This window comes from Mesorhizobium shangrilense (genome assembly GCF_028826155.1).
Lineage (GTDB): Bacteria > Pseudomonadota > Alphaproteobacteria > Rhizobiales > Rhizobiaceae > Arvimicrobium > Arvimicrobium flavum.
In genome coordinates, this window is sequence record NZ_JAQGPN010000004.1 from 18,677 (window position 1) to 44,585 (window position 25,909).

General features: G+C 63.9%; 25 protein-coding genes. 12 read left to right on the forward strand and 13 right to left on the reverse strand.

Annotation, left to right across the window (positions count from 1 at the left end; all coding sequences use genetic code 11):
* Positions 1-2: 2 nt before the first annotated feature.
* From PD284_RS25585 to PD284_RS25605, 5 genes are read right to left on the reverse strand one after another with little or no spacing between them, the layout of a single operon-like run.
* Positions 3-1,610 (reverse strand): acyl-CoA carboxylase subunit beta, encoded by a 1,608-nt coding sequence (locus PD284_RS25585; protein WP_274631169.1) that lies wholly within the window; start codon positions 1,608-1,610, stop codon positions 3-5.
* Between the two features lie 3 nt (positions 1,611-1,613).
* Positions 1,614-2,117 carry a biotin/lipoyl-containing protein gene (locus PD284_RS25590; RefSeq protein WP_274631170.1) on the reverse strand — a complete coding sequence of 168 codons (504 nt, stop codon included), beginning with the start codon at positions 2,115-2,117 and terminating at the stop codon, positions 1,614-1,616.
* Between the two features lies 1 nt (position 2,118).
* Positions 2,119-3,603 carry an acetyl-CoA carboxylase biotin carboxylase subunit gene (locus PD284_RS25595; protein WP_274631171.1) on the reverse strand — a complete coding sequence of 495 codons (1,485 nt, stop codon included), beginning with the start codon at positions 3,601-3,603 and terminating at the stop codon, positions 2,119-2,121.
* Positions 3,600-5,426 (reverse strand): acyclic terpene utilization AtuA family protein, encoded by a 1,827-nt coding sequence (locus PD284_RS25600; RefSeq protein ID WP_274631172.1) that lies wholly within the window; start codon positions 5,424-5,426, stop codon positions 3,600-3,602. Before PD284_RS25600 ends, PD284_RS25595 begins: the two co-directional genes overlap by 4 nt.
* Positions 5,427-5,432: 6 nt before the next feature.
* Complete coding sequence (locus PD284_RS25605; RefSeq protein WP_274631173.1) at positions 5,433-6,215, reverse strand: enoyl-CoA hydratase-related protein; 783 nt, start codon at positions 6,213-6,215, stop codon at positions 5,433-5,435.
* 222 nt (positions 6,216-6,437) lie between these two features.
* Here PD284_RS25605 and PD284_RS25610 point away from each other — a divergent pair, with 222 nt between their 5' ends.
* The 7 genes from PD284_RS25610 to PD284_RS25640 all read left to right on the forward strand — a co-directional run bounded on the left by PD284_RS25610 (position 6,438) and on the right by PD284_RS25640 (position 12,782).
* The gene (locus PD284_RS25610; RefSeq protein WP_274631174.1) at positions 6,438-7,652 is read left to right on the forward strand and encodes an acyl-CoA dehydrogenase family protein; all 1,215 of its coding nucleotides are present in this window, start codon (positions 6,438-6,440) and stop codon (positions 7,650-7,652) included.
* Entirely contained in the window at positions 7,645-8,511 is an 867-nt protein-coding gene (locus PD284_RS25615; RefSeq protein ID WP_274631175.1) for an SDR family oxidoreductase, read from the forward strand. Before PD284_RS25610 ends, PD284_RS25615 begins: the two co-directional genes overlap by 8 nt.
* Before the next feature lie 405 nt (positions 8,512-8,916).
* The gene (locus tag PD284_RS25620; protein WP_274631176.1) at positions 8,917-9,618 is read left to right on the forward strand and encodes a phosphotransferase family protein; all 702 of its coding nucleotides are present in this window, start codon (positions 8,917-8,919) and stop codon (positions 9,616-9,618) included.
* Positions 9,615-10,079: a hypothetical protein gene (locus tag PD284_RS25625; RefSeq protein WP_274631177.1), complete on the forward strand. Its 465-nt coding sequence runs from the start codon at positions 9,615-9,617 to the stop codon at positions 10,077-10,079. Before PD284_RS25620 ends, PD284_RS25625 begins: the two co-directional genes overlap by 4 nt.
* A gap of 45 nt (positions 10,080-10,124) precedes the next feature.
* Entirely contained in the window at positions 10,125-11,327 is a 1,203-nt protein-coding gene (locus PD284_RS25630) for an acyl-CoA dehydrogenase family protein (RefSeq protein ID WP_274631178.1), read from the forward strand.
* Positions 11,328-11,335: 8 nt separating this feature from the next.
* Positions 11,336-11,785, forward strand: a complete 450-nt coding sequence (locus PD284_RS25635) for a MaoC/PaaZ C-terminal domain-containing protein (protein ID WP_274631179.1) — start codon at positions 11,336-11,338, stop codon at positions 11,783-11,785.
* Positions 11,778-12,782, forward strand: coding sequence for a DUF7064 domain-containing protein (locus PD284_RS25640; protein WP_274631180.1), 1,005 nt, complete (start codon positions 11,778-11,780; stop codon positions 12,780-12,782). The genes PD284_RS25635 and PD284_RS25640 overlap by 8 nt, the downstream gene beginning before the upstream one ends.
* Positions 12,783-12,823: 41 nt before the next feature.
* Here PD284_RS25640 and PD284_RS25645 read toward each other — a convergent pair whose 3' ends face one another.
* Together PD284_RS25645 and PD284_RS25650 are read right to left on the reverse strand one after the other, a co-directional pair.
* Positions 12,824-13,528, reverse strand: a complete 705-nt coding sequence (locus PD284_RS25645; protein ID WP_274631181.1) for a TetR family transcriptional regulator — start codon at positions 13,526-13,528, stop codon at positions 12,824-12,826.
* Positions 13,525-14,349: an enoyl-CoA hydratase/isomerase family protein gene (locus tag PD284_RS25650; RefSeq protein ID WP_274631182.1), complete on the reverse strand. Its 825-nt coding sequence runs from the start codon at positions 14,347-14,349 to the stop codon at positions 13,525-13,527. The genes PD284_RS25645 and PD284_RS25650 overlap by 4 nt, the downstream gene beginning before the upstream one ends.
* A gap of 237 nt (positions 14,350-14,586) precedes the next feature.
* On the opposite strand from PD284_RS25650, the gene PD284_RS25655 reads away from it, so the two are divergent.
* Complete coding sequence (locus PD284_RS25655) at positions 14,587-15,504, forward strand: NAD(P)H-dependent flavin oxidoreductase (protein WP_274631183.1); 918 nt, start codon at positions 14,587-14,589, stop codon at positions 15,502-15,504.
* Between the two features lie 53 nt (positions 15,505-15,557).
* Here PD284_RS25655 and PD284_RS25660 read toward each other — a convergent pair whose 3' ends face one another.
* From PD284_RS25660 to PD284_RS25675, 4 genes are read right to left on the reverse strand one after another with little or no spacing between them, the layout of a single operon-like run.
* Positions 15,558-16,532, reverse strand: a complete 975-nt coding sequence (locus PD284_RS25660; protein ID WP_274631184.1) for a branched-chain amino acid ABC transporter permease — start codon at positions 16,530-16,532, stop codon at positions 15,558-15,560.
* Positions 16,533-16,541: 9 nt separating this feature from the next.
* Positions 16,542-17,429: a branched-chain amino acid ABC transporter permease gene (locus PD284_RS25665; protein WP_274631298.1), complete on the reverse strand. Its 888-nt coding sequence runs from the start codon at positions 17,427-17,429 to the stop codon at positions 16,542-16,544.
* A 12-nt stretch (positions 17,430-17,441) separates the two neighbouring features.
* Positions 17,442-18,185, reverse strand: coding sequence for an ABC transporter ATP-binding protein (locus tag PD284_RS25670; RefSeq protein WP_274631185.1), 744 nt, complete (start codon positions 18,183-18,185; stop codon positions 17,442-17,444).
* Positions 18,178-18,978, reverse strand: coding sequence for an ABC transporter ATP-binding protein (locus tag PD284_RS25675; RefSeq protein ID WP_274631186.1), 801 nt, complete (start codon positions 18,976-18,978; stop codon positions 18,178-18,180). The genes PD284_RS25670 and PD284_RS25675 overlap by 8 nt, the downstream gene beginning before the upstream one ends.
* Before the next feature lie 252 nt (positions 18,979-19,230).
* Here PD284_RS25675 and PD284_RS25680 point away from each other — a divergent pair, with 252 nt between their 5' ends.
* The gene (locus tag PD284_RS25680) at positions 19,231-20,424 is read left to right on the forward strand and encodes an acyl-CoA dehydrogenase family protein (RefSeq protein WP_274631187.1); all 1,194 of its coding nucleotides are present in this window, start codon (positions 19,231-19,233) and stop codon (positions 20,422-20,424) included.
* A gap of 2 nt (positions 20,425-20,426) precedes the next feature.
* A complete protein-coding gene (locus PD284_RS25685) occupies positions 20,427-21,515 on the forward strand; it encodes an acyl-CoA dehydrogenase family protein (protein WP_274631188.1) in 1,089 nt (362 codons plus the stop codon).
* 66 nt (positions 21,516-21,581) lie between these two features.
* Here PD284_RS25685 and PD284_RS25690 read toward each other — a convergent pair whose 3' ends face one another.
* A complete protein-coding gene (locus tag PD284_RS25690; RefSeq protein WP_338036698.1) occupies positions 21,582-22,439 on the reverse strand; it encodes an IclR family transcriptional regulator in 858 nt (285 codons plus the stop codon).
* Positions 22,440-22,939: 500 nt separating this feature from the next.
* Between PD284_RS25690 and PD284_RS25695 the strand changes: the two genes are divergently transcribed.
* Complete coding sequence (locus tag PD284_RS25695; protein WP_274631190.1) at positions 22,940-24,286, forward strand: ABC transporter substrate-binding protein; 1,347 nt, start codon at positions 22,940-22,942, stop codon at positions 24,284-24,286.
* A 94-nt stretch (positions 24,287-24,380) separates the two neighbouring features.
* Here PD284_RS25695 and PD284_RS25700 read toward each other — a convergent pair whose 3' ends face one another.
* Complete coding sequence (locus tag PD284_RS25700) at positions 24,381-25,049, reverse strand: transglutaminase-like domain-containing protein (RefSeq protein ID WP_274631191.1); 669 nt, start codon at positions 25,047-25,049, stop codon at positions 24,381-24,383.
* A 155-nt stretch (positions 25,050-25,204) separates the two neighbouring features.
* On the opposite strand from PD284_RS25700, the gene PD284_RS25705 reads away from it, so the two are divergent.
* Entirely contained in the window at positions 25,205-25,897 is a 693-nt protein-coding gene (locus tag PD284_RS25705) for a TetR/AcrR family transcriptional regulator (RefSeq protein WP_274631192.1), read from the forward strand.
* The last annotated feature ends 12 nt before the right edge of the window (positions 25,898-25,909 follow it).

The window sequence follows — 25,909 nt, forward strand, 5'->3', positions numbered from 1 at the left end:
GATCAGAACCTGAAAACGCCGTAACCGCTGTCTCCGAGCGGCGCATTGAGCGAGGCTGAGATGGCCATTGCGAGCGCGTTGCGCGTATCGACCGGGTCGATGATGCCGTCGTCCCATAGCTCCGACGTCGAGTAATAGGCGGAGAGCTGTTCCTGATAGGCCGAGCGGGTCTCTTCCCAGAGTTGGCGCACCGCGTTCTCGTCGACGTGGCCGCCATTGCGCTTCATCTGGGCCGCCTTCACTTCCGCGAGCGTGTTAGCGGCCTGATCGCCGCCCATGACGCCGATCTGGTGGTTAGGCCAGGTGAACAGGAAGCGCCCGTCAAAGGCCCGGCCGCACATGCCGTAGTTGCCGGCGCCGAAGGAGCCGTTGCACATCACCGTGAACTTGGGCACGCGCGAACAACTCTGCGCCATGATCATCTTGGCGCCGTCCTTGGTGATGCCGCGCCGCTCGTACTCGCGGCCAATCATGTAACCGGTGATGTTCTGCAGGAAGACCAGCGGCGTGTTGTTCTGGTTGCACAGCTCTATGAAATGGGCGCCTTTCAGCGAAGAATCGTTGAAGAGCACGCCGTTGTTGGCAAGGATGCCGACCTTGTAGCCCCAGATGTTGGCGTAACCGCAGATCAGGGTCGTTCCGTAGCGGGGCTGGTATTCGTGGAAGCGGCTGCCGTCGACGATGCGGGCAATGATCTCGCGCATGTCGAACTGCTTCTTTATGTCGTCGGGAATGATGCCGTAGATTTCCTGCGGATCGTAGGCGGGCGCCTCGGGGGTTTCCTGCTGGCACTCCCATTTCCGCGGCCGGTCCCATTGCGCGACGATCTCGCGGCCGATCTCGATCGCCTGTTCCTCGTTCGCCGCCGCGTAGTCGCAGGTTCCCGAGACGCTCGTGTGCATGTCAGCGCCGCCGAGTTCCTCAACCGTGACCTCCTCCCCAGTGGCGGCCTTGACCAGCGGCGGCCCGCCGAGGAAGACGGCGCCGGTGCCGCGCACGATGACGCTATAGTCGGAAAGGCCGGGAATGTAGGCGCCACCCGCCGTGCAGTGGCCAAAGACCAGCGCGAGTTGCTTGACGCCCATCTTCGAGAGGATGGACTGGTTTCTGAAGATGCGACCCGCCATGTGGCGGTCGGGAAAGACTTCAGACTGGAGCTGCAGGAAGCCGCCGGCGGAATCGCACAGATGGATGACCGGGAGCCGGTTCTCCATCGCGATGTCGAGCGACCTGATGATCTTCTTGACCGTCAGCGGATACCAGGCCCCCCCTTTCACGCTCGGATCGTCGGCACGGATAACGACCTCACGTCCGGAGACGATGCCTATGCCGACGATCGAGCTGCCGGAGGGCGAGTCCCCGCCATAGGCCATATTGGCCGCCAGCGAGGAAATCTCGAAGAAGGGCGTACCCGGATCGAGGAGCTTTTCTATGCGCTGGCGCGGCATCATCTTGCCCTGCGCGGCGAGCCGCTCGAGGTCGCGGGCTGGCCGTGCCTCACGCGCGGCCTGCTGCTTCTCTCGGAAGGTGGCGATGATGCCGCGATTGTGCGCGTCGTAGCGGCGGAACTCGGCCGAGGACGGGCTGACATTGGACCTGATGCGTTGCATGGATCAGTTTTCCTCCGCGATGGGAGCGAGCACGACGAGAACGTCGTTCTTGTCGAAGGTCTGGCCTTCCGTGCGCAAAACCTCCGCGACCATCCCGTCGCGTGGCGCCGGCAGCGCAGACTGGAGCTTCATGCTCTCGATGGTCACGATCGTCTCACCGCGCCTGATGACGCCGCCGACCTGGCAGTGGACGCTGACCACTGCACCGGGCATCGGCGCACGCAACACATCCTGATCGACGGCTGCATCGTCCGCGATGGTGAGCGGGTTCAAGACTGCGATCTCCGCGGTGCGCCCATTGAGGCGGACCACTTGGCGGTCGCCCAGCGTGACGCGGGCGAAGTCGATCGTGGACGCGTCCACCTCCATGAGATGCTGGCCGTCGCCGGATTCCGGCAGGCGCACGATCTCATGCTCGCGACCTTCGATGCGCAGGACCAGGTGAGGCCGGCGCCTGACGATCTCGACCTCGTGGAGCGAGCCGTCCAGCATCACTTTGAGCGCCATGTCAGTTCCTCCAGCTGCCGATCGTGGCGAACGGCTCGGGGGTGTTCAGTGCGAGTTGCCGGAAGTCGCGGTCGCCGAGCGCAGCTGCAATCAGCACTCCCGCACGCGCATCGCCGTCCAGCGGTGGCGGCGACAGGGCTTCCTGGTGCTGCTTGACGAAGCCGGTATGCAGGTCGCCCGTGCGGAATGCATCATGCGCAATGACGCGGCCGAGATAGTCGATGTTGGTCGTGACGCCGAGCAGCGCAAGCCTTTCCAGCGCCGTGATCGACCGGTCGATGGCCTCGGTCCGGTCCCGCCCGTGGACCACGAGCTTTGCGAGCATCGGATCGAAGTCGGGTGTGACGGTCTGACCCTGGTCGAGCGCGTTTTCGAAGCGTAGCCAGGGTGCTGACGGAACGTCCAGGTGGCGGATGCTGCCAATGGCAGGCATGAAGTCGTTGTCGGCGTCTTCCGCGCAGATCCGGCATTCGATGGCATGGCCCGATATCGTGACCTGATCCTGGGTCAGGGGGAGGGGATTGCCCGCCGCAATCTCGATCTGCGCCCGCACGAGATCGATGCCGGTGATCATCTCGGTGACCGGGTGCTCCACCTGCAGACGGGTGTTCATCTCCAGGAAGAAGAAGCGGCCGTCTGCGCCGAGGATATATTCGACGGTGCCGGCATTCCTGTAGCGTGCGGCCGCCGCCAGCCGCACGGCGGAATTGCAGATCTCGTCGCGCAGGGCAGGGGTAAGCCGCGCGGCCGGGGCCTCCTCGACGATCTTCTGGAAGCGGCGCTGTACCGAGCATTCGCGTTCGAAGAGGTGGATCGCGCCGCCCTTGCCGTCCCCGAGCACCTGAACCTCTATGTGGCGCGGCCGCTCGATATAGGTCTCGGCGTAGACGCGCCCGTCGCCGAAATAGCGCTGGGCTTCGCTGGCGGCGATGCGCGCAGCGTCTCGCAATTCGCCAGCGCTGCGCACGATGCTCATGCCCTTGCCGCCGCCGCCGGCGGCCGCCTTGATGAGCAGCGGAAAGCCGATGACTTCGGCGCGGGCGACGAAGTCGTCCAGGTTCTCCGTCGGCATGACCGACGGCGCGACGGCGACTCCGTGCGCTGCCGCGAAGTCGCGCGCCGAGATCTTGTCGCCCATCAGCGAGATCGTCTCGGAATCGGGACCGATGAAGGCGATGCCGGCCTCGGCCACTGCCGCCGCGAAGCGCGCGTTCTCCGACAGGAAGCCGTAGCCCGGATGGATCGCATCGGCGCCGCATGCCCGCGCCACCGCGACGATCTGGGCGATGTCGAGATGAGCTGCGACGGGCGTATCCCCACGGATCTCGTAGGCTTCGTCTGCGGCCCGGACATGCTTCGCGCCCGCCTCGATGGCGTGGTGGATCGCAACCGAGCCGATGCCCATCTCCGACAGCGTCCGCATGATGCGACAGGCAATCTCGCCGCGATTGGCGACCAGCACTTTGCTGAACGGTGGCTTCGTCATGCTGTTGCCTCGGCTTGCCAGCTTTCAAGATCGCCGCCAGGCTCGAGCCACGCAGCCGGCACCTCAACGGGAAACTCCATCAGGATCTGCGCCAGGGCCTTCCCCTGGGGGTCGTGGCGCAAGGATGCGACGCCGCCGCCGCCCAGGCTCTCGTGGAGAACGAGGTTCAGGCCGTCTAGGCCGGGCCAGTCGAAGCGCTCGACGCGACCCCGGACGATGTGCGCCATGTGGCGCGCCACAGCCTCGGGTGACAGGCTGCGGCGCAGCCACGGCAAATAGCCGGCCTTGCGCGCAAGCACCCCGATGTTGGCGGTATCGCCCTTGTCGCCGCTGCGGCCGCGGGCCAACGCGATGAGCGGGACGACCGCCAGCGGGCAGCCCGGAGAAGGCGTCGCAATCGGCTCTGCGGTTGCCGCGTCGCCTGCCGGTTGGGCGGGGAGCGGCGACACGTGATCGGCGACCGGCAGGATCTCGCCGTCGAACGCCACGCTAATCTCGACGTCGCGTTTCGGAGCCAGGAATGAGAACAGCCTGACGACGGGCTGCGGTTCGGGGCGGCCACCGGCAAAACCGGTCGTGCCTTGCGCCATCGCCGTCGCGGCAGGATAGATTTCGCGCGAGAAGATCTGCAGGGCGTCCTTGCTCGTGTGCCGTACCGCCAGCTTCAGCACCACCTCGCGGCTATCGCTCCGGCGCGCCAGGGCGCCATAGTTTGCCTCGCTTCCCAGAACCTCGATCGAGCATTCCGCGAATGGGCCGTGTCCGGCCTCGCGCAACAGACGCGTACAGCGCGACCGGATCGCTTCGCCGGCGGCCTTGGCCTTTGCCGCTGCCTCCCGTCCTACGATCATCATCGTGGCGACGGCGCGATAGCCGTCCGCATAGGTGGCGCTGACCTTGTAGCTGTCGGTCGGAGGGGAACCCCTTGCGCCGCTCACGCGAACGCGGCCTGGCTCGACCTGCTCGAGCCGAACCGCGCGCCAGTCGGCGACGACGTCCGGAAGGACATAGCGCGCGGGGTCGCCGACTTCGTACACAATCTGCTCGGCCACAGTTTCAGGCGTGACAAGTCCGCCGGTACCGGCCGGCTTGGTAACGACAAATGTCCCGTCGGCGGAGCATTCGACAATCGGGAAGCCCATGTCATCCCAGCCGGAGACAGAACGCCAGTCGGTGACGATGCCGCCGGTTACCTGCGTGCCGCATTCGGCGACGTGGCCGGCAAGGCTGCCGGCCGACAGCAGGTCGTAGTCGGTCGCACGCCAGCCGAACTCTTGGATAAGCGGGCCGAGCACGACCGCTGAATCGACGACGCGGCCGGTGATGACCACATCCGCCCCTGCCGCCAGTGCCTGGGCGATCGGAAAGGCGCCGAGATAGGCGTTGACGCTGGCAAGGCGCTCCGGCATCGGCGCGCCGGTGAACATCTCCTTCGTGCCGTCGGCGCGATACCGATCCGCAGATGCCGAGAGGTCGTCACCCCGCACGACGGCAACCTTCAGCGCCACGTTCTGTTCGCGGAAGACGGCGAGCAGAGCTTCGCGGCACGCCTCGGGATTGATGCCACCGGCATTGGTGACCACCTTGATGCGCTTGTCGGCGATTTCCCTCGCGAGGGGCTTCATGACAGCGCTCACGAAGTCGGTGGCGTAGCCGAGATCGGGCCGCTTGGCCTTCATCCGCGCCATGATCGACATGGTGATCTCGGCAAGATAGTCCATCACAAGATAGTCTATGTCGCCGGAGCGGACGAGTTGGCGCGGGCCCTCCGGACTATCGCCCCAGAAGCCGGCGCCGCAGCCGATGCGAACAGCCTTTCCCATCGCCGCCTACCGTGCCGTCCAGTTCGCGGAACGCTTTTCCGCGAAGGCGGCGAAGCCCTCGCGTGCATCCTCGGTCCGTGCCATGTTGGCGAGCATGAACTGGGCATATTCCAGTGCGCTGTCGGTCGACATCTCGCGGATCTTGGACAGGGCCTGCTTGCCGAGCCTGATGCCGGTCGGCGACTTGTCGGTGATCCGGGCCAGGAGCCAATCAAGCTTGGCGTCCAGTTCGTTCGTTGGCACGGCATAGTTGACGGTCAGCTCGCCCCGTGCCTCGCCGGCGGTGATCGGCTCGCCGGTCACGCAGAGTTCCATGAGCCTGCGGTAGGTAAGGGTGCGAAGCAGATAGGGCAGGATCATCATCGGGAAGAGCCCGACTTTGACCTCGCTGACGCCAAGCAGCGCGTCTTCGCGCGCAACGACCAAGTCGCAGGCGCAGACGAGGCCGAAACCGCCCGCGAGCGCGTGCCCGTTGACCCGGGCGACGATCGGCAGCCGGCAGGCGTCCATGCGGCGAAGCAGGCGCGCGACATAGTGTTTCGGGTCGGCGGCGTCGATGGTGAAGGGCGTTCCGTCGGCCGCCGGCTGGAGGTCCCCGCCGGCGCAGAACGCCTTGTCGCCGGCGCCGGTCAGCACGACGGCCCTGACGTCGCGATCCGCCTCGGCCATATCCAAGCCCTCGACGATGCGTTGCGCGACTGTTTCATTCAGCGCGTTGCGTCGATCCGGTCGATTGACGATGATCCAGAGCGCCGATCCCCGGCGCTCCAATAGAACTTGGTCTTTCACGAGGCGTCCAATCATGTCTGCAAGGCGCTGTGTCACTCACAAATGATTTCAGTTCATTTAGGTTGTCAACCGAGCCGCAAGCGTTGCACATATGAGAAAACTCCGGTGTCTGCACTTGACTGGAACACAAGGGCTCTGGCTTGAAGACGGCAGTTCGTATCAGATATTGAGACTAGCTTATTAAAGGTCGGCGCAGGCATGCGGGATCGTCTGGAGAAGGTGATGGACAGCGCAATCGGGACGGGTGCGTCGGCGGGCATGTTTACGCTCGCCGACGATCACGAGTTGATCCTCGGAAATGCCGACCGATTTGCGCGCAACGAGCTCTATCCGTTGAGCGAACGCATGGACAATGAGGAGTGGTGGCCGCCAGAGACGTTCGCGAAGATCGGCGAGAGTGGCCTGTTCGGCATCACCATCCCGGAGAGCTACGGGGGCGCCGGACTGGATCTGATGGCCGCCGGCCTCGTGCTCCAGGGGTTCTCCCGGTGGAACCACGCGATGGCTCTTGCCTGGGTGGCGCATGACAACCTGTGCGCCAACAACATCTACCGCAACGGCGACGAAGGTCAGCGCCGCCGTTACCTTCCCGGCCTGTGTGCGGGGACCAGCGTCGGCGCTCTCGGGTTGACCGAGCCCGGCGCCGGATCGGATGCGCTGGGCTCGATGCGCACCACAGCACGCCGCGACGGCGACCACTACGTCCTCAATGGCAGCAAGATCTACATCACCAATGGACCGATCGCCGACGTGCTGCTGGTCTATGCCAAGACAGACCGGGACCGCGGCGCGCACGGCATCTCCGCCTTCATCGTCGAGAAGGGCATGCCCGGTTTCACAGTCGCCCAGAAACTGGTGAAGATGGGCTATCGCGGTAGCCAGACCGGCGAACTCCTGTTCGAGGATTGCCGCGTGCCGGCCGAAAACCTCGTCGGCGGAGAGAACAGCGGCGTGTCCATCGTCATGAGCGGGCTCGATCTGGAGCGGGCGATGATTTCGCCGATCTGTCTCGGAGTCGCCGAGCGAGCCCTCGAATTGTCGATCGACTATGCCAAGACCCGCCGCCAGTTTGGCAAGCCGATCGGCTCGTTTCAGATGGTGCAGTCAATGCTCGCCGACATGTATGTCGAGGTCGAGACGATGCGGACGTTCACATATCGCGTGCTCGCGGAGGCGGCGTCGCTGGAGATCGGCGGGGGTGGACGCGGCGACGTTCACATGCTGACCGCCGCCTCTGTGATGTACGCCGCCAACGCGGTGCATCGGGTGCTGGATCTCGCCATGCAGGTCCACGGCGGAACCGGCTATATCTGGGAATCGGAGATCAACCGCCTCTACCGCTCGATCAAGCTTCTGGAGATCGGCGCCGGCACTACCGAGGTGCGCAAGATGATCATCGCCGGCGAACTGCTGAAGGGGATGGCGCGCGATGTCTGATCCGCTTGCCGCGCGCGAGTTCGGCCTCGACGACGAGGTTCTCTCGACCCAACCGACCATTTACGGCCCGACTGCCTATGCCGGAAAGACGGTCCTGATCTCCGGTGGCGCCGGTGGCATCGGCCGCGCCACGGCATGGCTGCTCGGACGCTGCGGCGCCCGTATCGTTCTTGCCGGCCGCAACCGTGAGAAGCTCGACGGCGCCGTCGATGCGCTGGCCGCCAAAGGCCTCGTGGCCGCTGCTCACACAGTCGACATCCGCGAACCGGAGAGCGTGGCTGAGCTGTACGCCAAGGTACAGGCGGATGGCGGCTTCGACATCCTGATCAACAGCGCGGGTGGCCAGTTCCCGCAGGCGGCCATCGATTTCTCGGTGAAGGGCTGGAACACGATCGTCAACACCAACCTCAACGGCACCTGGCACATGATGCAAGGAGCGGCGCGGGCGTGGCGTGACGCCGACAGGCCGGGAAGCATCGTAACGATCGTGGTGGTGACCGCGCGCGGCCTGCACGGGGTGGCGCATACCATCGCGGCGCGGTCCGGTGTGGTCGGACTGACGCGAGCGCTGGCGGTCGAGTGGGCGCCGCTGCGCATCCGGGTGAACTGCATCGCACCCGGCGTGATCGAGACGCCCGGCTGGAAAGTCTACGATCCGAAGGCGCTCGAGGCATATCCGCATTCCAACCCGATGATGCGCACCGGCACGACCTGGGAAGTGGCCGAGGCCTGCGCCTACATCGCGGGGCCGGGAGCGGCCTATGTGACGGGCGAGGTCCTGAATGTCGCCGGCGGCGCGCAATTGTGGGGCGACACCTGGACCGTCGGCAGGCCGGATTACTTCAAGACCCCGGAATAGCAGGCAGCGTCCGTGCGATGAGGGGCGGATGGATGTGAGAGGAAGCGTGAGCAGCGTGCAAGAAGCGACGGTTGTCTTCGATCCCTTCGACACCGAGACCGTGCGCGCCCGGCTGGCGGCGCACCTTGGCGGCATCGTCAACGATGTCGCAGTCGGCCCGTTGCGGCGCTTTACCGTGGGCTTTTCCTGGGTGACATTCGGCTTTCGGGGCTCTTGGCGCGAGAACGGCCGCGCCGTCGAGCGGGACCTGATCCTGCGCGTCGGACCGCCGACGGGGATCTTCGGACCTTACCGGGCCTATCCAGAATTCGTCACGCTGCGTGCGTTGGCCGGCGGCGCCGTGCCGGTTCCGAGCGTCTACTGGTACAGCGACGATGTCTCGGTTCTCGGGGCCCCCTTCTTCATATGCGATCTCGTATCCGGGAAGCGCCGATACCATGGACGCACGACGGTGGACCGGCCTTCGACGACGAACGTCGCGTTTCGATCGGAACGCAGTTCGTATCGGCCCTGGCGGCGCTCCACGACTTCGCATGGCAGGACACACCGGTTGCCGGTATCGGAGGGAGCAGGAATCCGGATCGGACCGCGCTCGATCAGGTTGATCTCTGGCTCGGCCACCTGCAGCGCTGGTCGCCGGACCGCGTTCCGATGCTCGAAATCGCCGCCATGTGGCTGCGTGAAAATGCGCCGGTGGCTTCGCGCATCGCGATCACGCATGGCGACTTCAGGATCGGCAACTTTCTCGAGGTCGACGGGCGCATCACCGCGATCCTGGACTGGGAACTGGTCCAGCTCGGCGATCCGGTCGAGGATTTGGGCTGGATCTGTCTCCAGGCGTGGCGCGGCCGCTCGCCCTACATGTGCCATTTCTTCGAGCGCGAAGAACTGCGGGACCGCTACGCCACGCTGACGGGGCATGAAGTGACGTTGGCGGACATGGCCTATTGGGAAGCGTTCGGGACATTCAAGCTCGCCGTCATGCACTACGGTGCGACGGACTGCTTTGCCCGGCGGGGCTTTAACGACCTGCGCATGGCGGGCATGGGCGCACAGATCCCGCGCCTGCTGCTCCAGGTCGAGGCTGCGATGGAGCGTGCGTCGTGAACAATATCCCGCTGGCCCGCCTGATCGAAGGAATCATCACGACGCTGCGCAACGATGTGATCCCGCATGTAGGCGACGCCTATGCGCGGGGCCAGGCGGTCGGGGTGATAGACCTGCTCAACAATCTCGCGCCGCGTGTCGACTGGGCGTCCGAAAGGCTGGAGGCCTCTGCGGCCGCAAAGCGGGCACTGCTCGAGGCGCTCGCGCGGCTGGCTCCGGAAGCAGTCGCGCCTCTCCAATCGGGCGAGAGCGTGGGCGCCAACAGGCTTCTCGCCGATATCGGCAAGCTGGATGCCGCCATATGCGACGCGGCCGCACATCTGTGGCAGCGCCGCGGCGAGCCGGCGGCAGCCGAAGCGCTTGCCATGATCCGCGCCCATCTGCACGACGAGGCCGCCCGTGAAATGAAGACGACCCGCAAGCCGCTCTTCGCCGAGATCGCCAGCGGGAAGAGCGGCTAGCCGGCTCATGAAACGCCTGTCACCCCATCACCGGACGACCACCTGATGTTCACCGAACTCTCAGCCCATGCACGGGACCTTCGCGATCGGCTCGTCGCGTTCATGGACGAGCACATCTATCCCAACGAACGCGAACTGCTCGCGCCGCCGCCGGAACCGGAGAAATGGGCGCCCCGCCCGCTTGCGCTGGCGCTGATGGAAAAGGCCAGGTCCGCGGGCCTGTGGAACCTGTTCTACAATCACGGCCCCGAAGGACAGGGCCTGTCGAACTATGAGTATTCGCAGCTCTGCGAGGTGCTGGGCAGATCGCTCGCAGCACCCGAGATCTTCAACTGCAACGCCCCAGACGTCGGCAATATGGAGATCCTCGCCGCCTATGGCACGCCCGAGCAGAAGGAGGCCTGGCTCAGGCCGCTTCTGGCTGGCGAGATCCGGTCCTGCTTCGCCATGACCGAGCCAAGGGTCGCTTCGTCGGATGCGACCAACATCGAGACGTCGATCCTGCGCGATGGCGACGACTACGTCATCAACGGACGCAAATGGTGGGCGACCGGCGCGCCCTCGCAGCGATGCAAGGTCGCCATCGTGATGGGCAAGAGCGAGCCCGAGGCGGCCAAGCACAAGCAGCAGTCCATGATCCTCGTGCCGATGGACGCGCCGGGCTTGAAAGTCGAGCGCGCGCTGAGCGTCTACGGCTACGAGCACGCGCCGCTGGGCCATGCCGAGATGGTCTTCGACAACGTCCGCGTGCCGGCCGCGAACATGCTCCTTGGCGAGGGGCGCGGGTTCGAGATCGCGCAGGGGCGCCTCGGGCCGGGCCGCATCCACCACTGCATGCGGTTCATTGGCTTGGCGGAACGCGCCCTGGAGATCATGTGCGCACGTGCGCGAAATCGCGTCGCCTTTGGTTCGAGCCTCGCCGAAATGGGCGGCGTGAGACAACTGATCGGTCAGTCGCGTTGCGACATCGAGCAGGCCCGTCTGGTGACGCTCAAGGCCGCCTGGATGATGGACAAGGTCGGCAACAAGGCGGCTCGCAGCGAGATCGCCGTCGCCAAGATCGTCGTGCCGACACTGGCCGGCATCGTGATCGACCGGGCGATCCAGGTGCATGGCGGAGCAGGCCTGTCGCAGGACTTCTTTCTGGCCGAGGCTTTTGCCGAAACCCGATTCCTGCGCATCGGCGATGGCCCCGACGAGGTGCACCGCGAGGCGCTCGCCCGTAACGAACTCTCGCGACAGCACTGAGGAGCACCATGATACCGCTGACCATCGGCCATACTGTCACCACTCCGGCGCGCACCATCGGCGAAGGCGACATCACGCTCTTCGCGGGGCTTGTCGGCGACTACACGCCCATCCATGTCGACGAAACCTTCGCGGCTGCATCGCCGCACGGCACCCGCATCGCCCATGGCCCGCTGTCGATGGCGACGGCCATCGGCCTGGCGACCCAGACAGGCCTTTTCGGCCGACGGGTCATCGGAATGGTCAACATCAACTGGGACTTTGCCGGTGTGGTCAAGCTTGGCGATACGATTCGCGCGCGGGTGACGATCGAGGCGATCAGGCCGACCTCGAAACCAGGGCGAAATCTCGGCACCTTCGGGTTCTCGGTGCTGAACCAGCGCAACGAACGCATCCAGCGCGGCCGCATGATCGTGGTGCTGCGCGCGGACGAGGCCGGGAGCAACGACGATGAGTGAACGCTTCGTGATGCGGCCCGAACACGAACATCCGCACGCACCGGACAGTTCCCTCAACTTCAACGAGAGCGTCTACACGAACGCCTTTGATGCGACGTCGCCGGTTGGCGGCTGGATGAGGCTCGGCAACAGGGTCAACGAGGGTCACGCGGAACTGTCTGTCTGTCTCTACCTTCCCGATGGCCGTATCGCCTGCCAGTTCAAGCGGCCGAAGATCACTTCAAACGAGCGTTTCGAAGCGGGGGGGCTGAAGTACCAGGTCATCGATCCGCTGCGCAGCGTGTCTATGGAGTATGAGGGCGACCTGATCATCGTCGATGACCCGGAAGCACTGCGCGAGCCGCAGGCGCTGTTTGCGCACGGGCCGCGGCTGCCGGGCCATGTTCGCTGGCTGCACGAGGCGGAATCGCCCGTCCATGGCGGGGAGCCCGTGCATGACGGCGTGCAGACGATGTATGGCCGTGACTTCTCGCTTGGCCATTTCAACCAGCACAGCCGCGCCAGGGGAGAGATCCGCGTCGGCGACGAGGTCTGGGCAATCGACGGCCGCGGCTGGCGCGACCATTCATGGGGGCCGCGATACTGGCAGGCGATCTACTACTATCGGCTGTTCATCGCGAATTTTTCCAATGGCGACGGCTTCATGCTGCTGAAGATCACTGACCGCCAGGGCAAGGTGCGACGCGAGGGCGTGCTCCTTGTGGACGGCCGCTACGAGGAAATCCTCGATCTCGACGTCATGACCAAATGGACCGGCCGGCAGGATCCGGCATTCGTCCGGCTCGGCGTGATGACGGAGCGTCGAAGAGTTCGCATCGACGGCGAAATCAACGTGCTCGCTCCGCTCCGCAACCGGCGCAAGGCCGGCGACGATGTACTGGTGTCGCGGATCGCGGAGGGTTTTACGCGCTTCGACTGGGAAGGACGCAAGGGCTGGGGCATGACCGAGTACATCGAGCGCATTGAGGACGGCGCTTTGGCGGGCTTCCCCATTTAGGTGCTTGCGGCCCCGACATTCACAGCCGCGCTGCGGCGGCATCAGCGGGCGGACGACGTATTGATCCGCTCCAGTCGTTCGACGGCTTGTTCCAGCCGGCTCGCCAAGGCGGCTTCGATGCTCGCTTCCGGTTTGCGAACCTGCAACCCGCTCAGCACCAGGTCGACGATCGCATCCGCGGTCTCATCGGGTTCGAACTCTCCTTCGCCGCGCAGATAGGCCCAGGTGCGGTGCTCGATGCAGCCGTAGATCATGTCGCGCACCAGCGGCAGCGGCACGTCGTCCCGCAACTCTCCGGCCTCTATGCCTTCCTGGACGATGTCGAGCGTGCGGTGCGTATAGCGGCGGTTGAGCTCGAACACGGCGGTATGGGTATAGTCCGGGCCGGTGCGAAGGTGCTGGAACATCAGGTTGCAGAGCGCCGGCTCGTCATGGATGGTCGTCAGGTGGCGCCAGATCATGAAGCGCAAACGGTTTCGCGTGCCGGTTATTCCAGCGAGCCGCTGGTCGTAATCGGCCAACATGGTTTCGTACCAGTCCTCGATGACCTTGACGAGGAGATCGCGCTTGTTGTCGAAGTAGCGGTAGATGCTGCCTTCCACGACGTTGGCGCGCTCTGCGATCTCGGACAGCGGGGCTTCCTCGTAGCCCTTGTCGCGAAAAACCCCGCGCGCGGCTCCCATGATGTCTGCGATCCGCCGCTCCCGCGGCAGCCGCGATGCCTGACGGCGGCCGGCGCTGCTCATTGATCCCCCTGACGGAACGCCGGCGCGCGCTTCCCGATGAATGCGGCCATGCCTTCCCACCATTCCTCCCCGGAAGCAGCGATCGCGACCGCGTCGAGGCCGATGCGATCGGCCTCTTCCGCCGATACGACCTCGCACCTGTAAATGGCGCGCTTGGTTTCGGCGATCGAAACCGGGCTGCAGGCGAGCAGGCGCCTTGCCAGCGCCAGCGCGGCCTCGCCGAGTTCTGCGTCGGCATGCACCCCGTGGACGAGCCCGATGGCATGAGCGGTGTCGGCAGACCACTGGTCGCCAAGCAAGGCGATCTCAAGCGCGCGGGCGCGGCCAACGATTCTCTGCAGAACCTGGACGCCACTTGCGCCGGGCAGCGCCCCAAGCCGCACCTCCGGCAAGCCGATGCGGGCGCTTTGTCCCATCAGCCGGAAATCGCAAGCCAGCGCCAACTCGCAACCCCCACCCAGCGCAAATCCGTTCACGGCGGCGATGGTGGCGAAGCGTGCGTCGCGCAGCTTCGCCAGCATGGCGACGATCGGACCGACATAGTCATCGCGGATGGCCCGAGGGTTACGGTAAAGCCGCGACTGCGGATCGACGAAATAGTCGATATGCGCGCCGCTGCAAAACGATCGGCCGCTTCCCGTGACGATGAGGACGCGCGCATCGCCGTCGGCGGCCTCGTCGCAAAGCGCGCCGACGGCGTCGAGAGCTTCGTAGGTGAGGGTGTTGTGGCTTGCAGGACGCGTCAGCGTCAGCCTAGCCACGCCGGGTAACGGCCAGTCGAGCTCAGCACAGCTCTCGCCCGTCTTTCGCCCCGTGTCCATTGTCTTCCACTCCTTCGGTCGAGGCAGCAGCTGTTTCGGATAAAGCAAGTGTAATGCGCCGTCGTGCCGATCGCATTGACGAATAGTCTCGGCGCGAACGATTCCTCAAGGATAGAAAGGGGGCATTCCCGCGTGTGATGCAGCCTTTTTTCTTGCGGCTTCCCGCGTCGCTGGCAAGTCTTTCCGCCATCGGAAGCGCCGCGGCCTTTCCGCAAATGCGTCCACTAGGAGCTAATCATGAGAATTCCCCCTTCCTGGCAGGGAAAGCTTCGGCTGCCCGTCATCGTGTCGCCGATGTTCCTGATCTCGGGCCCCGACCTCGTGGTGGAAAGTTGCAATGCCGGGGTCGTCGGCACGTTTCCCGCACTGAACCAGCGGACGACCCAAGGCTATGCGGACTGGCTTGATGAAATCGAGGGCAGGCGCGCGTCGCCGGGTGCGCCATTCGGCGTCAATCTCGTCGTTCATCGCAGCAATCCGCGCCTTGAGGCCGATCTCGCGGTAACGATCGATCGGAAGGTGCCGCTCGTCATCACGTCGCTCGGCCTCAATCGGGACCTGATCAAGGCGGTCCACGGTTATGGCGGCGTGGTCTTCCACGACGTAACCAACCTGCGTTTCGCGGCCAAGGCCGCAGAGGCGGATGTCGACGGGTTGATTGCCGTGACCTACGGGGCAGGCGGGCACGCGGGGCCGTGGAGTCCCTTCGCGGCGCTTCACGAACTGCGCGGCATCTTCGAGGGTACGCTGCTCCTCGGCGGCGCGGTATCCAGCGGCGCACACATCGCGGCGGCAAGGCTCATGGGCGCAGACATGGTCTACATGGGCACTCGCTTCATGGCGACGGCCCAGAGCATGGCCGTGGAACGCCAGCGCCGCATGCTGATTGCGGCAAAGTCGGCCGACATCGTCTATACGCCAGCCGTCAGCGGCGTCCATGGCAACTTCCTGCGTGCAAGCCTGACGGAAGCGGGACGCGATCCCGACGACCTTACACCGCCCTCAAAGCTCGATTTCGGAGCCACGGACGCCAAGGCGTGGCGCGACTTGTGGGCGGCGGGGCAGGGGGTGGGGAGCATCGAAGACATGCCTGACGTCGCCGAACTGGTAGACAGGCTGGACGCCGACTACCGGCGCGCTTCGGCGACTCTCTAGGCCGCGCGAAGCACGGGTCCGCGACGGTGTGGCGCGCCGCCGCGGGCCTGGCGCTAGAGGCCTCTCCGGATGCGGTTGGCGATCGTCCCCACGATGCCGGCGCGGAAGGTCAGCACGCAGACGATGAAGATCAATCCCTGGATGACCGTCACCCACGACCCGGCCGAAATCAGGTAGTTCTGAAGGGTGGTGATGACCGCGGCGCCGACCAGCGGCCCGAAGATCGTGCCCACTCCTCCCACGAGCGCCATAAGGATCGGCTCGCCCGACATCGACCAGTGGACGTCGACCAGCGTCGCGACCTGGAAGATGATTGCCTTGGTCGCGCCCGCGAGAGCCGCCACAGTGGCCGAAACGACGAAGGCGATCAGCTTGTATCGCTGGACGCGATAGCCGAGCGAAATGGCGCGGTTCTCGTTGTCGCGGATCGCCTGAAGCACCTGACCGAAGGGCGAGTGCACGAAGCGATGCATCAGCAGCATCCCGGCGAAGAAGATCACCACCACCGTCCAATACAGCGTCATGTCGTTGCTGAGATCGATCACGCCGAAGAGGTGGCCGCGCGGAACCGCCTGGATTCCGTCTTCCCCATTGGTGAAGTCTGGGCGCTGGATGGAGAAGAAATAGACCATCTGAGCGAGCGCGAGCGTTATCATGGCAAAGTAGATGCCCTGCCGGCGGATGGCGATGAGGCCGAAGATCAGGCCCAGTATGGCGCCCGAGCCGGTGCCCAGTATGATTGCCAGTTCCGGCGTGATCCCCCAGTACTTGGCCGTATAGGCCGCTACGTAGCTGGCGAAGCCAAAAAAGGCGGCATGGCCGAAGGACAGAAGCCCCGCATAGCCGAACAACAGGTTGAACGCGGAAGCGAACAGCGCGAAGCACAGCACCTTCATCACGAAGACCGGATAGAAGGCATAGGGTGCTGCGATCAGCAGGAGCGCGAGCCCCATGAAGATCGCCCTGTGCAGAGATTTGTCGTCTTGCTCGAGGCCGCCGACGGCGTTGGCCAATGTCGTATCTGCCATGACGGTTTCCTAGCTGGTGCGGCCGAACAGGCCTTCTGGCTTCACCATCAGGACGAGGATCATGATGACGAAAATGACGACCGACGAGGCTTCGGGATAGAGGACCTTGGTAAGGCCCTCGACAAGGCCGAGCCCGAGGCCGGTGACGATGGAACCGAGGATCGACCCCATCCCACCGATGACGACGACCGCGAAGACGACGATCAAGAGGTCCGCCCCCATCTGCGGCTGCACGGAATAAATCGGTGCGGCGAGAACGCCGGCAAAGGCGGCCAGACCGACGCCGGCGCCGTAGGTAACGGTGACAAGTCGCGGCACGTTGATTCCGAACGCCTCGACCAAGCCCGGGTTCTCCTGGGCAGCGCGCAAGGTGGCTCCGATCCGCGTGCGCTCGATGATGAGCCAGGTTGTGAAGCAGACTACCAGCGAGATGAACAGCACCCAGGCGCGGTAGTGCGGCAGGAACATGAAGCCGAGGTTCGAACCGGACGACAGCAGCGGTGGTATGGGATAGCGCAGGCCGGAGGCGCCAAAATAATGCCGGAGAAGGCCCTGTATCACCAGCGCGAGCCCGAAGGTCAGCAGCAGGCCATAGAGCGGCGCAATGTCCCGGATCCTCAAAAGCATCAGCCGTTCCATCGCGACGCCGATCAGACCGACGGAGATCGGCGCCAGGATCAGCGCCCACCAGTAGTTGATGCCGAAAAAGGTCATGCCCATCCAGGCCGCGAAGGCGCCCATCGTGTACTGCGCGCCATGCGTGAAGTTAATGATGTGGAGCAGGCCGAAGATGATCGCCAGCCCGAGGCTCAGCATTGCGTAGAAGGAGCCGTTTATGAGGCCGAGCAATAGCTGCCCAGAAAGCGCCTGGATCGGAATCCCGATCAGATCGGTCAGCATACCCTCACCTCAGATTCCCAGATATTTATGAAGTTTGGCGCGGTTCTGCTCCAAGGCATCGGCCCGCACCATGTCGACAACCCGGCCCTGCTCGACGATGTAGTGGCGGTCTGCCACCGACGAGGCGAAATGAAAGTTCTGCTCGACCAGGACGATTGTGTAGCCGCGTTCCTTGAGAATCCGGATCGTGCGGCTGATCTGCTCGATGATGACGGGCGCCAGTCCCTCGGTTGGCTCGTCGAGCAGAAGGAAGCGGAAGCCGGCGCGCAAAATCCGGGCGATAGCGAGCATCTGCTGCTCGCCGCCAGACAGTTTCGTGCCCTGGCTGTCGAGGCGCTCGCGCAGGTTGGGGAAAAGCTCGAATATCTCGTCGTCGGAGACCGCCGCGGCCCCGAGTGCGGGCGGCAGATGCAGATTCTCGAGCACTGAGAGGCTCGAAAAAATGCCGCGCTCTTCCGGAACGTAGCCGACGCCCATGCGCGCTATCTGGCGCGCCGGCAGGCCGATCGTCTCTATCCCGTCGAAGAGGATCGATCCCCGCCGATTGCGCTGCTGGCCGATGATGGCGCGCAGCGTGGTCGTCTTGCCGGCTCCGTTGCGTCCGAGAAGCGTGATGACCTCGCCATTCGAAACGTCGAACTCCATGCCGTGCAGCACGTGGGACTCGCCGTAAAACGCATGGAGACCGCGCACGGAAAGACGCGGCTTGGCGTCTCCGGCGGGCCGCATGTCCAAGGCTGCCGCTTCAGCCATGATGGTATCCTCCGCCGATATAGGACTCGATCACGCGCGGATCCTTTGAGATCGAGGCATAGTCGCCCTCGGCCAGGACTTTGCCGCGCGCCAGGACTGTGATCCGGTCGGCGAGTGCCGAAACGACGGAGAGGTTGTGTTCGACCATCAACACTGTCCGGCCCTGCGAAGCGGCCCGGATCAGGTCCGACATGCGTCCGATGTCCTCCGGCGCCATTCCAGCCATGGGCTCATCGAGAAGCAACATCTTCGGTTCGGTCGCCAGCGTCGTCGCCAGTTCCAGCGCGCGCTTGCGGCCGTAGGATAGTTCCTTCGCCTTGACGCGCGCCATGTTCTCCAGCCCGACGCTTCGCAGCAGCTCGATCGCTTCTGCATCGAAGCGACGCAGCCGATTCTCCGACTCCCAGAATTCGTAGGAGTCACTTGCCCTGCGTTGAAGCGCGATGCGCACGTTGTGAAGCGTGGTCAACTCGTTGAAGACGGCCGAGATCTGGAACGAACGAATGAGCCCGAGACGCGCCACATGGGCCGGCTTGGCGCGGGTTATGTCGTTGTCGTTGAAGGTGATCGTGCCGGCAGTTGGCGTCAGGAACTTGGTCAGCATGTTGAAACATGTCGTCTTGCCTGCGCCGTTCGGCCCGATCAACGCGTGAACGCTGCCGCGCGCGATGTCGAGCGAAACGCCGTCGACCGCCGCGAAACGATGAAACTCCATACGCAGATTGCGGCAGGCCAGGATCGTGTCCTGATTGCTGCCAGCCGTCTCCTGGCTGGCCTTAGTGGCGGCTGACATTCGTCATTGCTCCGACTGCTCGATGGTCGGCGATATTGGGCAAAGGGCTGATACATTGCCAGTGGCATTGTGAGCGCCCTCGGTCGTTTTCATGGATATGAACCTCATCCCCAAATGAGGAAAAACTCAATTGCAAGCGCGTGTTTTCATATACCCGAAAACGTCGATCAGGCCGCAAAAATCCTTGGACATTGGCAGTCCATGGCCGCTTTGAATAACGAACGATTCAGCGATTGTTGAGTGTTGCTCAAGATGGATTTTTCACTTTCAAAAGCCGAACGCGCATTTCGCGAGGATGTGCGGTCCTTCCTTCGCGACAACCTGCCCAAGGATATCGCGAAGCGGCAGGCCCGCGGCTACCATCCGCCCAAGGAGGATCTCAAGCGCTGGCAGGCGGTCCTGCACGAGAGGGGATGGTCGGCGCCGGGTTGGCCTGCGCAATGGGGAGGGCCGGGCTGGTCGCCGATCCAGCAGTTCATCTTCGAAGACGAGTGCGCGCTTGCCGATGCGCCGTTGCCGAGTCCGTTTGGGCTGAAGCTGGTCGGTCCCGTCATCTACACCTATGGTTCCGAGGAACAGAAGCGGAAGTATCTTCCGAAGATTCTGTCCGGCGAGACCTTCTGGTGCCAGGGGTTCTCGGAGCCCGGAGCCGGTTCGGACCTGGCGTCCCTGCAAACGCGGGCAGAGCGGGATGGTCCCGATTTCGTCGTGAACGGGCGCAAGATCTGGACCACTGAAGCGCACTTTGCCGACATGATGTTCTGCCTGGCGCGCACCGACAAGACCCCGAAGCAGCAGGAGGGCATTTCGTTCCTGCTGCTGGACATGACGGATCCGGGGGTCACGGTACGGCCGATCGCAACCATCGATTCCGGCCACACCGTCAACGAGGTCTTCATCGACGACGTGCGGGTTCCGGCTACGGAGCTCGTCGGCGAACAGGGCAAGGGGTGGACCTATGCGAAGTTCCTGCTCGATAACGAGAGGACGACGAATTCCTTCGTGCATCGCTCGAAGCGGGACTTCCGCCGGGTGATGGATATTGCAAGATCGGCGTTCGACGAAGGCGCGCCGGTCTTGGACAACGAGGCGTTCAGGCGCGGCGCCGCGCGCGTCGAGATCGAGTTGCAGGCGCTCGAATGGGCCGTCCTGCGGATGCTATCCGGCGATGTACCCGACCCCAGCGCGTCGGCCTCCGCCCTGAAGCTCAAGGGATCGAGCCTCCAGCATCAGATACTCGACCTGGCCATTTCCGCGATGGGACAGGACATCATACCGTTCTATCCGGAGCCGGAGCAGAAGCCGGGGGCCAACCAACCGTTCTGGGTGCCCGATGAGGCGCCCGGACTCATGGCGCAGTATCTCTATCGCCGTGCGGGCACGATCTATGCCGGTACGACCGAGGTGCAGCGCAGTATCATCTACAAACAGCTTTCCAGGAGATAGACGTGGATCTGCGGCTCAATGAACAGCAGGTCATGCTGCGCGAAAGCGCGCATCGCTTCCTGCGCGAGGAATACCATTTCGATGCGCGTCGCGCGGACCTGGCCGATCAGAGCCCCGGCAAGTGGGCTCAGATCGGCCACTTGGGATGGCCGGGCGCTTCGCTTCCCGAGGAGACGGGCGGTCTGGGCGGCTCTGCAGTCGAGTTCGCGATCCTGATGGAGGAAATGGGCAAGGCTCTCTATGTCGGCCCGTTCCTGTCGACGGCGATGGTCGCGGCCATGCTCCGGGTGCTGCCGGGCACGGACGCCGCGGCGCTTTTGGCGCGCATTGCCCGCGGCGAGGCGCGGGCCGCCTTTGCCCATGGAGAGCCGGGTGGGCGCGGCTTCTTCGATGCGCCCCGCGCGGTCGCCACTCGTGAAGGGGACCGTTTCGTCATCCGGGGCGGCAAACGTCTCGTCTACGATCTCGTGGCCGCCGACATCGTCCTGGTCAGCGCCGCTGCCCCTTCCGGCACCGCCATCCTCCTGCTCGAGCCGCCAAAAAGCTCTTCCAGGCGCGACTATGCCAACATCGACAATTCGCGCGCCTCGGACCTCGAACTCGAGGGTGCCAGCGCGGCATTGCTCGCGGAGGGCGAGACTGCCGCACGGATGCTTGACGAAGCGTTCTACTGGGCTTCGGTCGGCCTTGGCGCGGAGGCCGTCGGCATCGCCGACCATGCGCTGAAGCATACGATGGAGTATGTCGCGGTGCGCAAGCAGTTCGGCAAGGCGCTTGCGGAATTCCAGGTCATTCAGCATCGCATCTCGGATATGTTCGTCGAGATCGAGCAATTGCGTTCGCTGCTGCTATATGCGCTGTCAATGCAGGAAGCAGCGCCGGACGAGCGCCGTCGCGCCGCGCTCGGGCTGAAGATCCTCGCAGGACAGGTTGCGACGAAGGTCGCCGGCGACGGGCTGCACCTGCATGGCGGCATGGGCATGACCGACGAGATGCCGATCTCGCACTACTACCGCCGGGCGCGCGTGCTCGATGCACAATTGGGCAACGGCGACTATCTGCTAGGCCGCCATTCGCGCATGCTGGCATGAGCGGCGACCGGCCGAGCCCTTGATGGAGATCCATAGAGAGCTCGGCCGGATGTCTCAGGCGGCGTCCTACGCGAACAGCGGCTGTGCCGTCTGGCTCGTCTCCTCGGCATCAACGTTGCCCGTGCAGATCTGCAGCGCCGCGGCGCGCACCAGGTCGACAAGTCGCTCCTTGTCGAGTTCGATTTCTTCCGCCGGGCCGCCAAGACCCAGAACGAGTGGCGGCTCGCTGCCGCACATCCGAAGCGGCACGGCAATCGCGCGGGCGCCCTGGAAATAGGGACGATTCGAACAGGCGTGGCCGAGGCGACGAATCTCGGCGATCTCGGCCCTTATCTCGACCGGATCGATACGCTGCTGGTTGTCGTTGCGGTCCGCGTTGGCGCGGCGCACGAGACGATCGATAGCGGCATTCTCGTCCAGCGACAACAGCGCACGCCCCATCGGCGTGTCCACGAGCCGCTGACGACTGCCGACGGGAAGATAGTAGCGGACACGCGCATGCGACGCGACGACGCTGACGTACTGTATGTGGTTTTCGTTGCGCAGTCCGACGATGATCGTCTGGCCGGTTTTTTCGGCGAGGCCGCGTGTCACCTCAGTAAGCGTCTCCGGCGCGAAACGGCCGCCGTATCTCCATCCGCCGAGCAGACCGACCCGCAAGCCCGCTTGATAGGTTCGACTCGTCCTGTCGAAATGCAGGTAGCCCAGTGAGGTCAGGCTCTTCAGCAGCGCCGCCGTGCTGGAGATGGGAAAGCTCAGTTCCATTGCGATCTCGGTCGTAGAGAGCGGACGGCGCATCTCCTTGAAAAGCTCCAGGATCTGCAGGACGCGCTTGGCGGATTTCACCGTCGCGGATTCGCCTTCGTATGCAAACTGCTCCTGGACACTGGCAGCGTGCGATTGAGTATCTTGCCCTTCACGCATTCTTCCCTCCCTCAGGCCCCAGTGCCGCCCGCGGCAGACCTGAGGCACCTTAATGAGCTTAGCTCATGACGCTTCAGCGGCGCTCCTCCATGAGCTGGTGGCCAACAAGCTAGCAGAACGCTGCAGATGTGCAACGCGCAAACGAACCAATATGGCGATCTGATTCGAGAATAAATAAGTCACACTTTTTAACGGGCTCACTTCTACGATTTGTCGATTGAGGGTGGCGAACCGTCCGCAGCCGACGGGGCGCAACCAAGCTCGTCGCCAAGGCAAATGGCGCTGTGGCGGGCGTTTGAGCTCACTTTCCCAATCGGCGCAGCGCCTTCCGGGCACTGTTTTCGGTTCGTCAACCTCGGACTTTCCTGATCCGTGGCTTGTTGATGATCGGCATTTAATAAATGGTCTTCATGCGACGGAGTGTCGGATGCCATGGCGCAGGAATTTATGGATGTGCAATCCGGGACATTGCGCGAGACATCATCTTCTTATCTTTCAAAATGAGTGTCACTTTCCACTCGCGCTCTGTGGGAATGATTGAGAAGTGTCGCGTTCTACACAGGGCGACGGATAAGTTCCCCAGTTCCGGCGCGTTTAAGGATGGAGGAGAATTGGACATGACGGGATACAAGGCACGACTGCTGGGTCTAGCAACCTCGGTCGCACTCGCGTCGGCGATAGCGACGTCTCAGGCGCAGGATTCAATTTCCGGCGGCGCTATCAAAATCGGCATTCTCAACGACATGGGAAGCGCCTACTCGGATACGGTGGGCGAGGGCCTCCGCCAGACGGTGTTGTGGGCTGTCGAGGACTTCGGCGGGACGGTCAACGGCGTACCGGTCGAGGTACTCAACGCCGACACCCAGCTCAAGGCTGACATCGCGTCGACCACCGCCCGGCGCTGGATCGACGAGGACAAGGTCGATGTTCTGGTTGCTGGTTCGGGCAGCCCGATTTCGCTGGCCGCAATGGAAGTGGGCAAGGAAAAGGGTGTCGCCGTTCTGAACACCGGCGGCTTGAGTTCGGACCTCTCGGGTAAGTTCTGTTCGGAGATCGCCACGCATTGGAGCCTCGACACTTACGCCGCCGCCCGGGGCGGTGCGAAGGCTGGCATCGCCGCGGACGCGAAGAAGTGGTTCTTCGTGACGGCTGACTATTCCTTCGGTGAGGCGCTGCAGCGCGACACCGAGGCGGAGCTCAAGCGGCTTGGCGGTCAGGAGATCGCCGGATCGGTGCGGGCGCCTCTCGGAACCACCGACTTCAGCTCGTTCCTGCTGCAGGCGCAGAGCTCGGGTGCCGACACCGTGGCATTTGCGAATGCGGGCAACGACACGATGAACTCGCTCAAGCAAGCAAGCGAATTCGGCCTTGCCTCGGGCGGGCAAAAGCTGATCGGACTGGTCACCAGCATCACCGACACCTACTCGCTGGGCCTGGACGTGGCGCAGGGGCTGCTCGTGACGGAAAGCTTCTATTGGGATCGCGACGATGCTTCGCGGGCCTATGCCCGTCGCTTCGAGAAGAAGTTCGGACGCATGCCGACGCAGAGCCATGCAGTGGCCTACTCGGCGGTGACGCACTATCTGCGTGCGGCGGTGGCGGCCAAGAGCGATGACGGCAAGACGGTGACGGCGCAGATGAAGACGATGCCGGTGCAGGATTTCTTTGCCATCGACGGCAAGGTGCGTGAGGACGGCCGCATGATCCCGAGCTATATCTATCTGCTGCAGGCCAAGGCGGCGGCGGATTCCAAGGAGCCGTGGGACCTTTACAACATCGTTGAGAAGTTGCCGGGCGACCAGGCCTATCGGCCACTCGCTGATAGTGATTGCCCGCTGGTCAAGTGACGCGGGTACGCCAGCGGCGTCGATGAAGGGAGGGTCTTGTCGAAAGGCCCTCCCTTTCGCACGTCTTGGCGGAATTGAATGCGGCGATGCGACTTCATTCGCCGGTCTCGAAGGCGCGGTCGGCCTCGCGCAACGGGCTTCCAGGTCTGCCCTCCATCATCGCGATCATCTTCGGATAGTGCTGTCGCATGTCGGCAAAGAAGAGGTCTTGCGGAAAGTCGTCGAACTCACCGATCTGCTCGAGATACTCCATGTGGCGGCGGCCTGCGGAATCATAGGGATGGAAGACGGAATCGTGGGCGCCGTCGAATTCGAGCGGCGTCACCCCGAACTTTCGGCAGAGGCCAAGGTCGAATGCCGGCGTTGCCTTGACCCAGCTACCGCCCAGATGAAGGGAGACATAGCCGTGCCAGCGGAACACGTCGCTCTCCATCAGGGCCGAAAGCCGCGGAGAAGTCAGGTGGTTGCGGACATTCGCATATCCCAGCCGGGCTGAAATCCCCACGGCGCGGGCGCAGGCGGCCAGCAATATCGCCTTGTGTACGCAGAATCCGGCTCCCGCGGCGAGACAGCGTGATGCGCGGTAGTGATCCGGATCTAGATTGAAGCTGTAGGGATCGTAGCGTACGCGGTCGCGCACGGCGAGATTGAGACGAACCGCCTTCTCGCGTGTCGGCCCCATGCCGGCGACGTCGTGGGCGAAGTCGCGTACGGCTGGGGAGTCGAAATCGATGAACTGCGTTGGTCGTAGACTGACTTCCATTCCTGGATGCAACGGTATTCTCCTTCAGGGATGCAGGTCGCGCCCGGCGCGTGATGTGGGGGCCCAGCTCGTCGGGCAGACGGGGATGGCAGGCGCAGGCGGCTTCCGCCGCGCCCGCCGGACTGATATGGCCGGTGAAGCGGGAGAGAAATGAGATGACGCAGAAGACACCTCGCCGGCGGCGGCTTCGCAAGGAGGTCCGACAGGCCGAACTGCTGGATGCGGCCGCCCAGATCTTTCGCGAGAAGGGCTATGACGAGGCCTCCACCGCGGAGATCGCAGAGCGTGCCGGCGTCGTGGAAGGGACGATCTACCGCTATTTTGCGTCGAAGCGCGACCTGCTCGTGAAGGTCGTAGAGCAGGCATACGAAGAGGTTATCGCCGATTTCGAAGTCCAGCTCCACGGCATTTCCGGAACCTGGAACCGGTTGAGGTACATGATCTGGCGCCACCTCAAGACCATTGAGGACGATCCTGCCCTTGCCAAGCTCGTGACCTACGAGATCAAGGTTGATCCCGACTATCGCACGATGCGGGTCTTCCAGTTGAACAGGGCCTATACGCGCCGCACAGTCGAGATCATCGAGCAGGCCATCAGGTCCGGCGAGTTTGTCGCTGATGTTCCGATTCCGATCATCCGCGACATGATCTATGGGTGCATCGATCACCACACGTGGAGCTATGTTCGCGGCGAGGGAACGTTCGATCTCAACACGACAGCGGACTACATCACCCATCTGATCTATCGCGGCCTTGCTGCCCATTCGTCGCCGGAGGAGGGTTCGGTGCTCGCCAGGATCGAGGAGCGTCTCGCCCGCATCGAGGCGCGGTTCGGAACGACGGCGTAGGCCGTCGCCCGG

Bases quoted from the DNA above. Each gene is read 5' to 3' on its own strand.
- PD284_RS25610 (WP_274631174.1), top strand. From the start codon at position 6,438: ATGGACAGCGCAATCGGGACGGGTGCGTCGGCGGGCATGTTTACGCTC.
- PD284_RS25585 (WP_274631169.1), bottom strand. From the start codon at position 1,610: ATGCAACGCATCAGGTCCAATGTCAGCCCGTCCTCGGCCGAGTTCCGC.
- PD284_RS25650 (WP_274631182.1), bottom strand. From the start codon at position 14,349: ATGGACACGGGGCGAAAGACGGGCGAGAGCTGTGCTGAGCTCGACTGG.
- PD284_RS25670 (WP_274631185.1), bottom strand. From the start codon at position 18,185: ATGGCTGAAGCGGCAGCCTTGGACATGCGGCCCGCCGGAGACGCCAAG.
- PD284_RS25680 (WP_274631187.1), top strand. From the start codon at position 19,231: ATGGATTTTTCACTTTCAAAAGCCGAACGCGCATTTCGCGAGGATGTG.
- PD284_RS25655 (WP_274631183.1), top strand. From the start codon at position 14,587: ATGAGAATTCCCCCTTCCTGGCAGGGAAAGCTTCGGCTGCCCGTCATC.
- PD284_RS25600 (WP_274631172.1), bottom strand. From the start codon at position 5,426: ATGGGAAAGGCTGTTCGCATCGGCTGCGGCGCCGGCTTCTGGGGCGAT.
- PD284_RS25700 (WP_274631191.1), bottom strand. From the start codon at position 25,049: ATGGAAGTCAGTCTACGACCAACGCAGTTCATCGATTTCGACTCCCCA.
- PD284_RS25635 (WP_274631179.1), top strand. From the start codon at position 11,336: ATGATACCGCTGACCATCGGCCATACTGTCACCACTCCGGCGCGCACC.
- PD284_RS25705 (WP_274631192.1), top strand. From the start codon at position 25,205: ATGACGCAGAAGACACCTCGCCGGCGGCGGCTTCGCAAGGAGGTCCGA.
- PD284_RS25595 (WP_274631171.1), bottom strand. From the start codon at position 3,603: ATGACGAAGCCACCGTTCAGCAAAGTGCTGGTCGCCAATCGCGGCGAG.
- PD284_RS25695 (WP_274631190.1), top strand. From the start codon at position 22,940: ATGAGTGTCACTTTCCACTCGCGCTCTGTGGGAATGATTGAGAAGTGT.
- PD284_RS25660 (WP_274631184.1), bottom strand. From the start codon at position 16,532: ATGGCAGATACGACATTGGCCAACGCCGTCGGCGGCCTCGAGCAAGAC.
- PD284_RS25675 (WP_274631186.1), bottom strand. From the start codon at position 18,978: ATGTCAGCCGCCACTAAGGCCAGCCAGGAGACGGCTGGCAGCAATCAG.
- PD284_RS25645 (WP_274631181.1), bottom strand. From the start codon at position 13,528: ATGAGCAGCGCCGGCCGCCGTCAGGCATCGCGGCTGCCGCGGGAGCGG.
- PD284_RS25615 (WP_274631175.1), top strand. From the start codon at position 7,645: ATGTCTGATCCGCTTGCCGCGCGCGAGTTCGGCCTCGACGACGAGGTT.
- PD284_RS25590 (WP_274631170.1), bottom strand. From the start codon at position 2,117: ATGGCGCTCAAAGTGATGCTGGACGGCTCGCTCCACGAGGTCGAGATC.
- PD284_RS25640 (WP_274631180.1), top strand. From the start codon at position 11,778: ATGAGTGAACGCTTCGTGATGCGGCCCGAACACGAACATCCGCACGCA.
- PD284_RS25620 (WP_274631176.1), top strand. From the start codon at position 8,917: ATGCGATCTCGTATCCGGGAAGCGCCGATACCATGGACGCACGACGGT.
- PD284_RS25690 (WP_338036698.1), bottom strand. From the start codon at position 22,439: ATGCGTGAAGGGCAAGATACTCAATCGCACGCTGCCAGTGTCCAGGAG.
- PD284_RS25630 (WP_274631178.1), top strand. From the start codon at position 10,125: ATGTTCACCGAACTCTCAGCCCATGCACGGGACCTTCGCGATCGGCTC.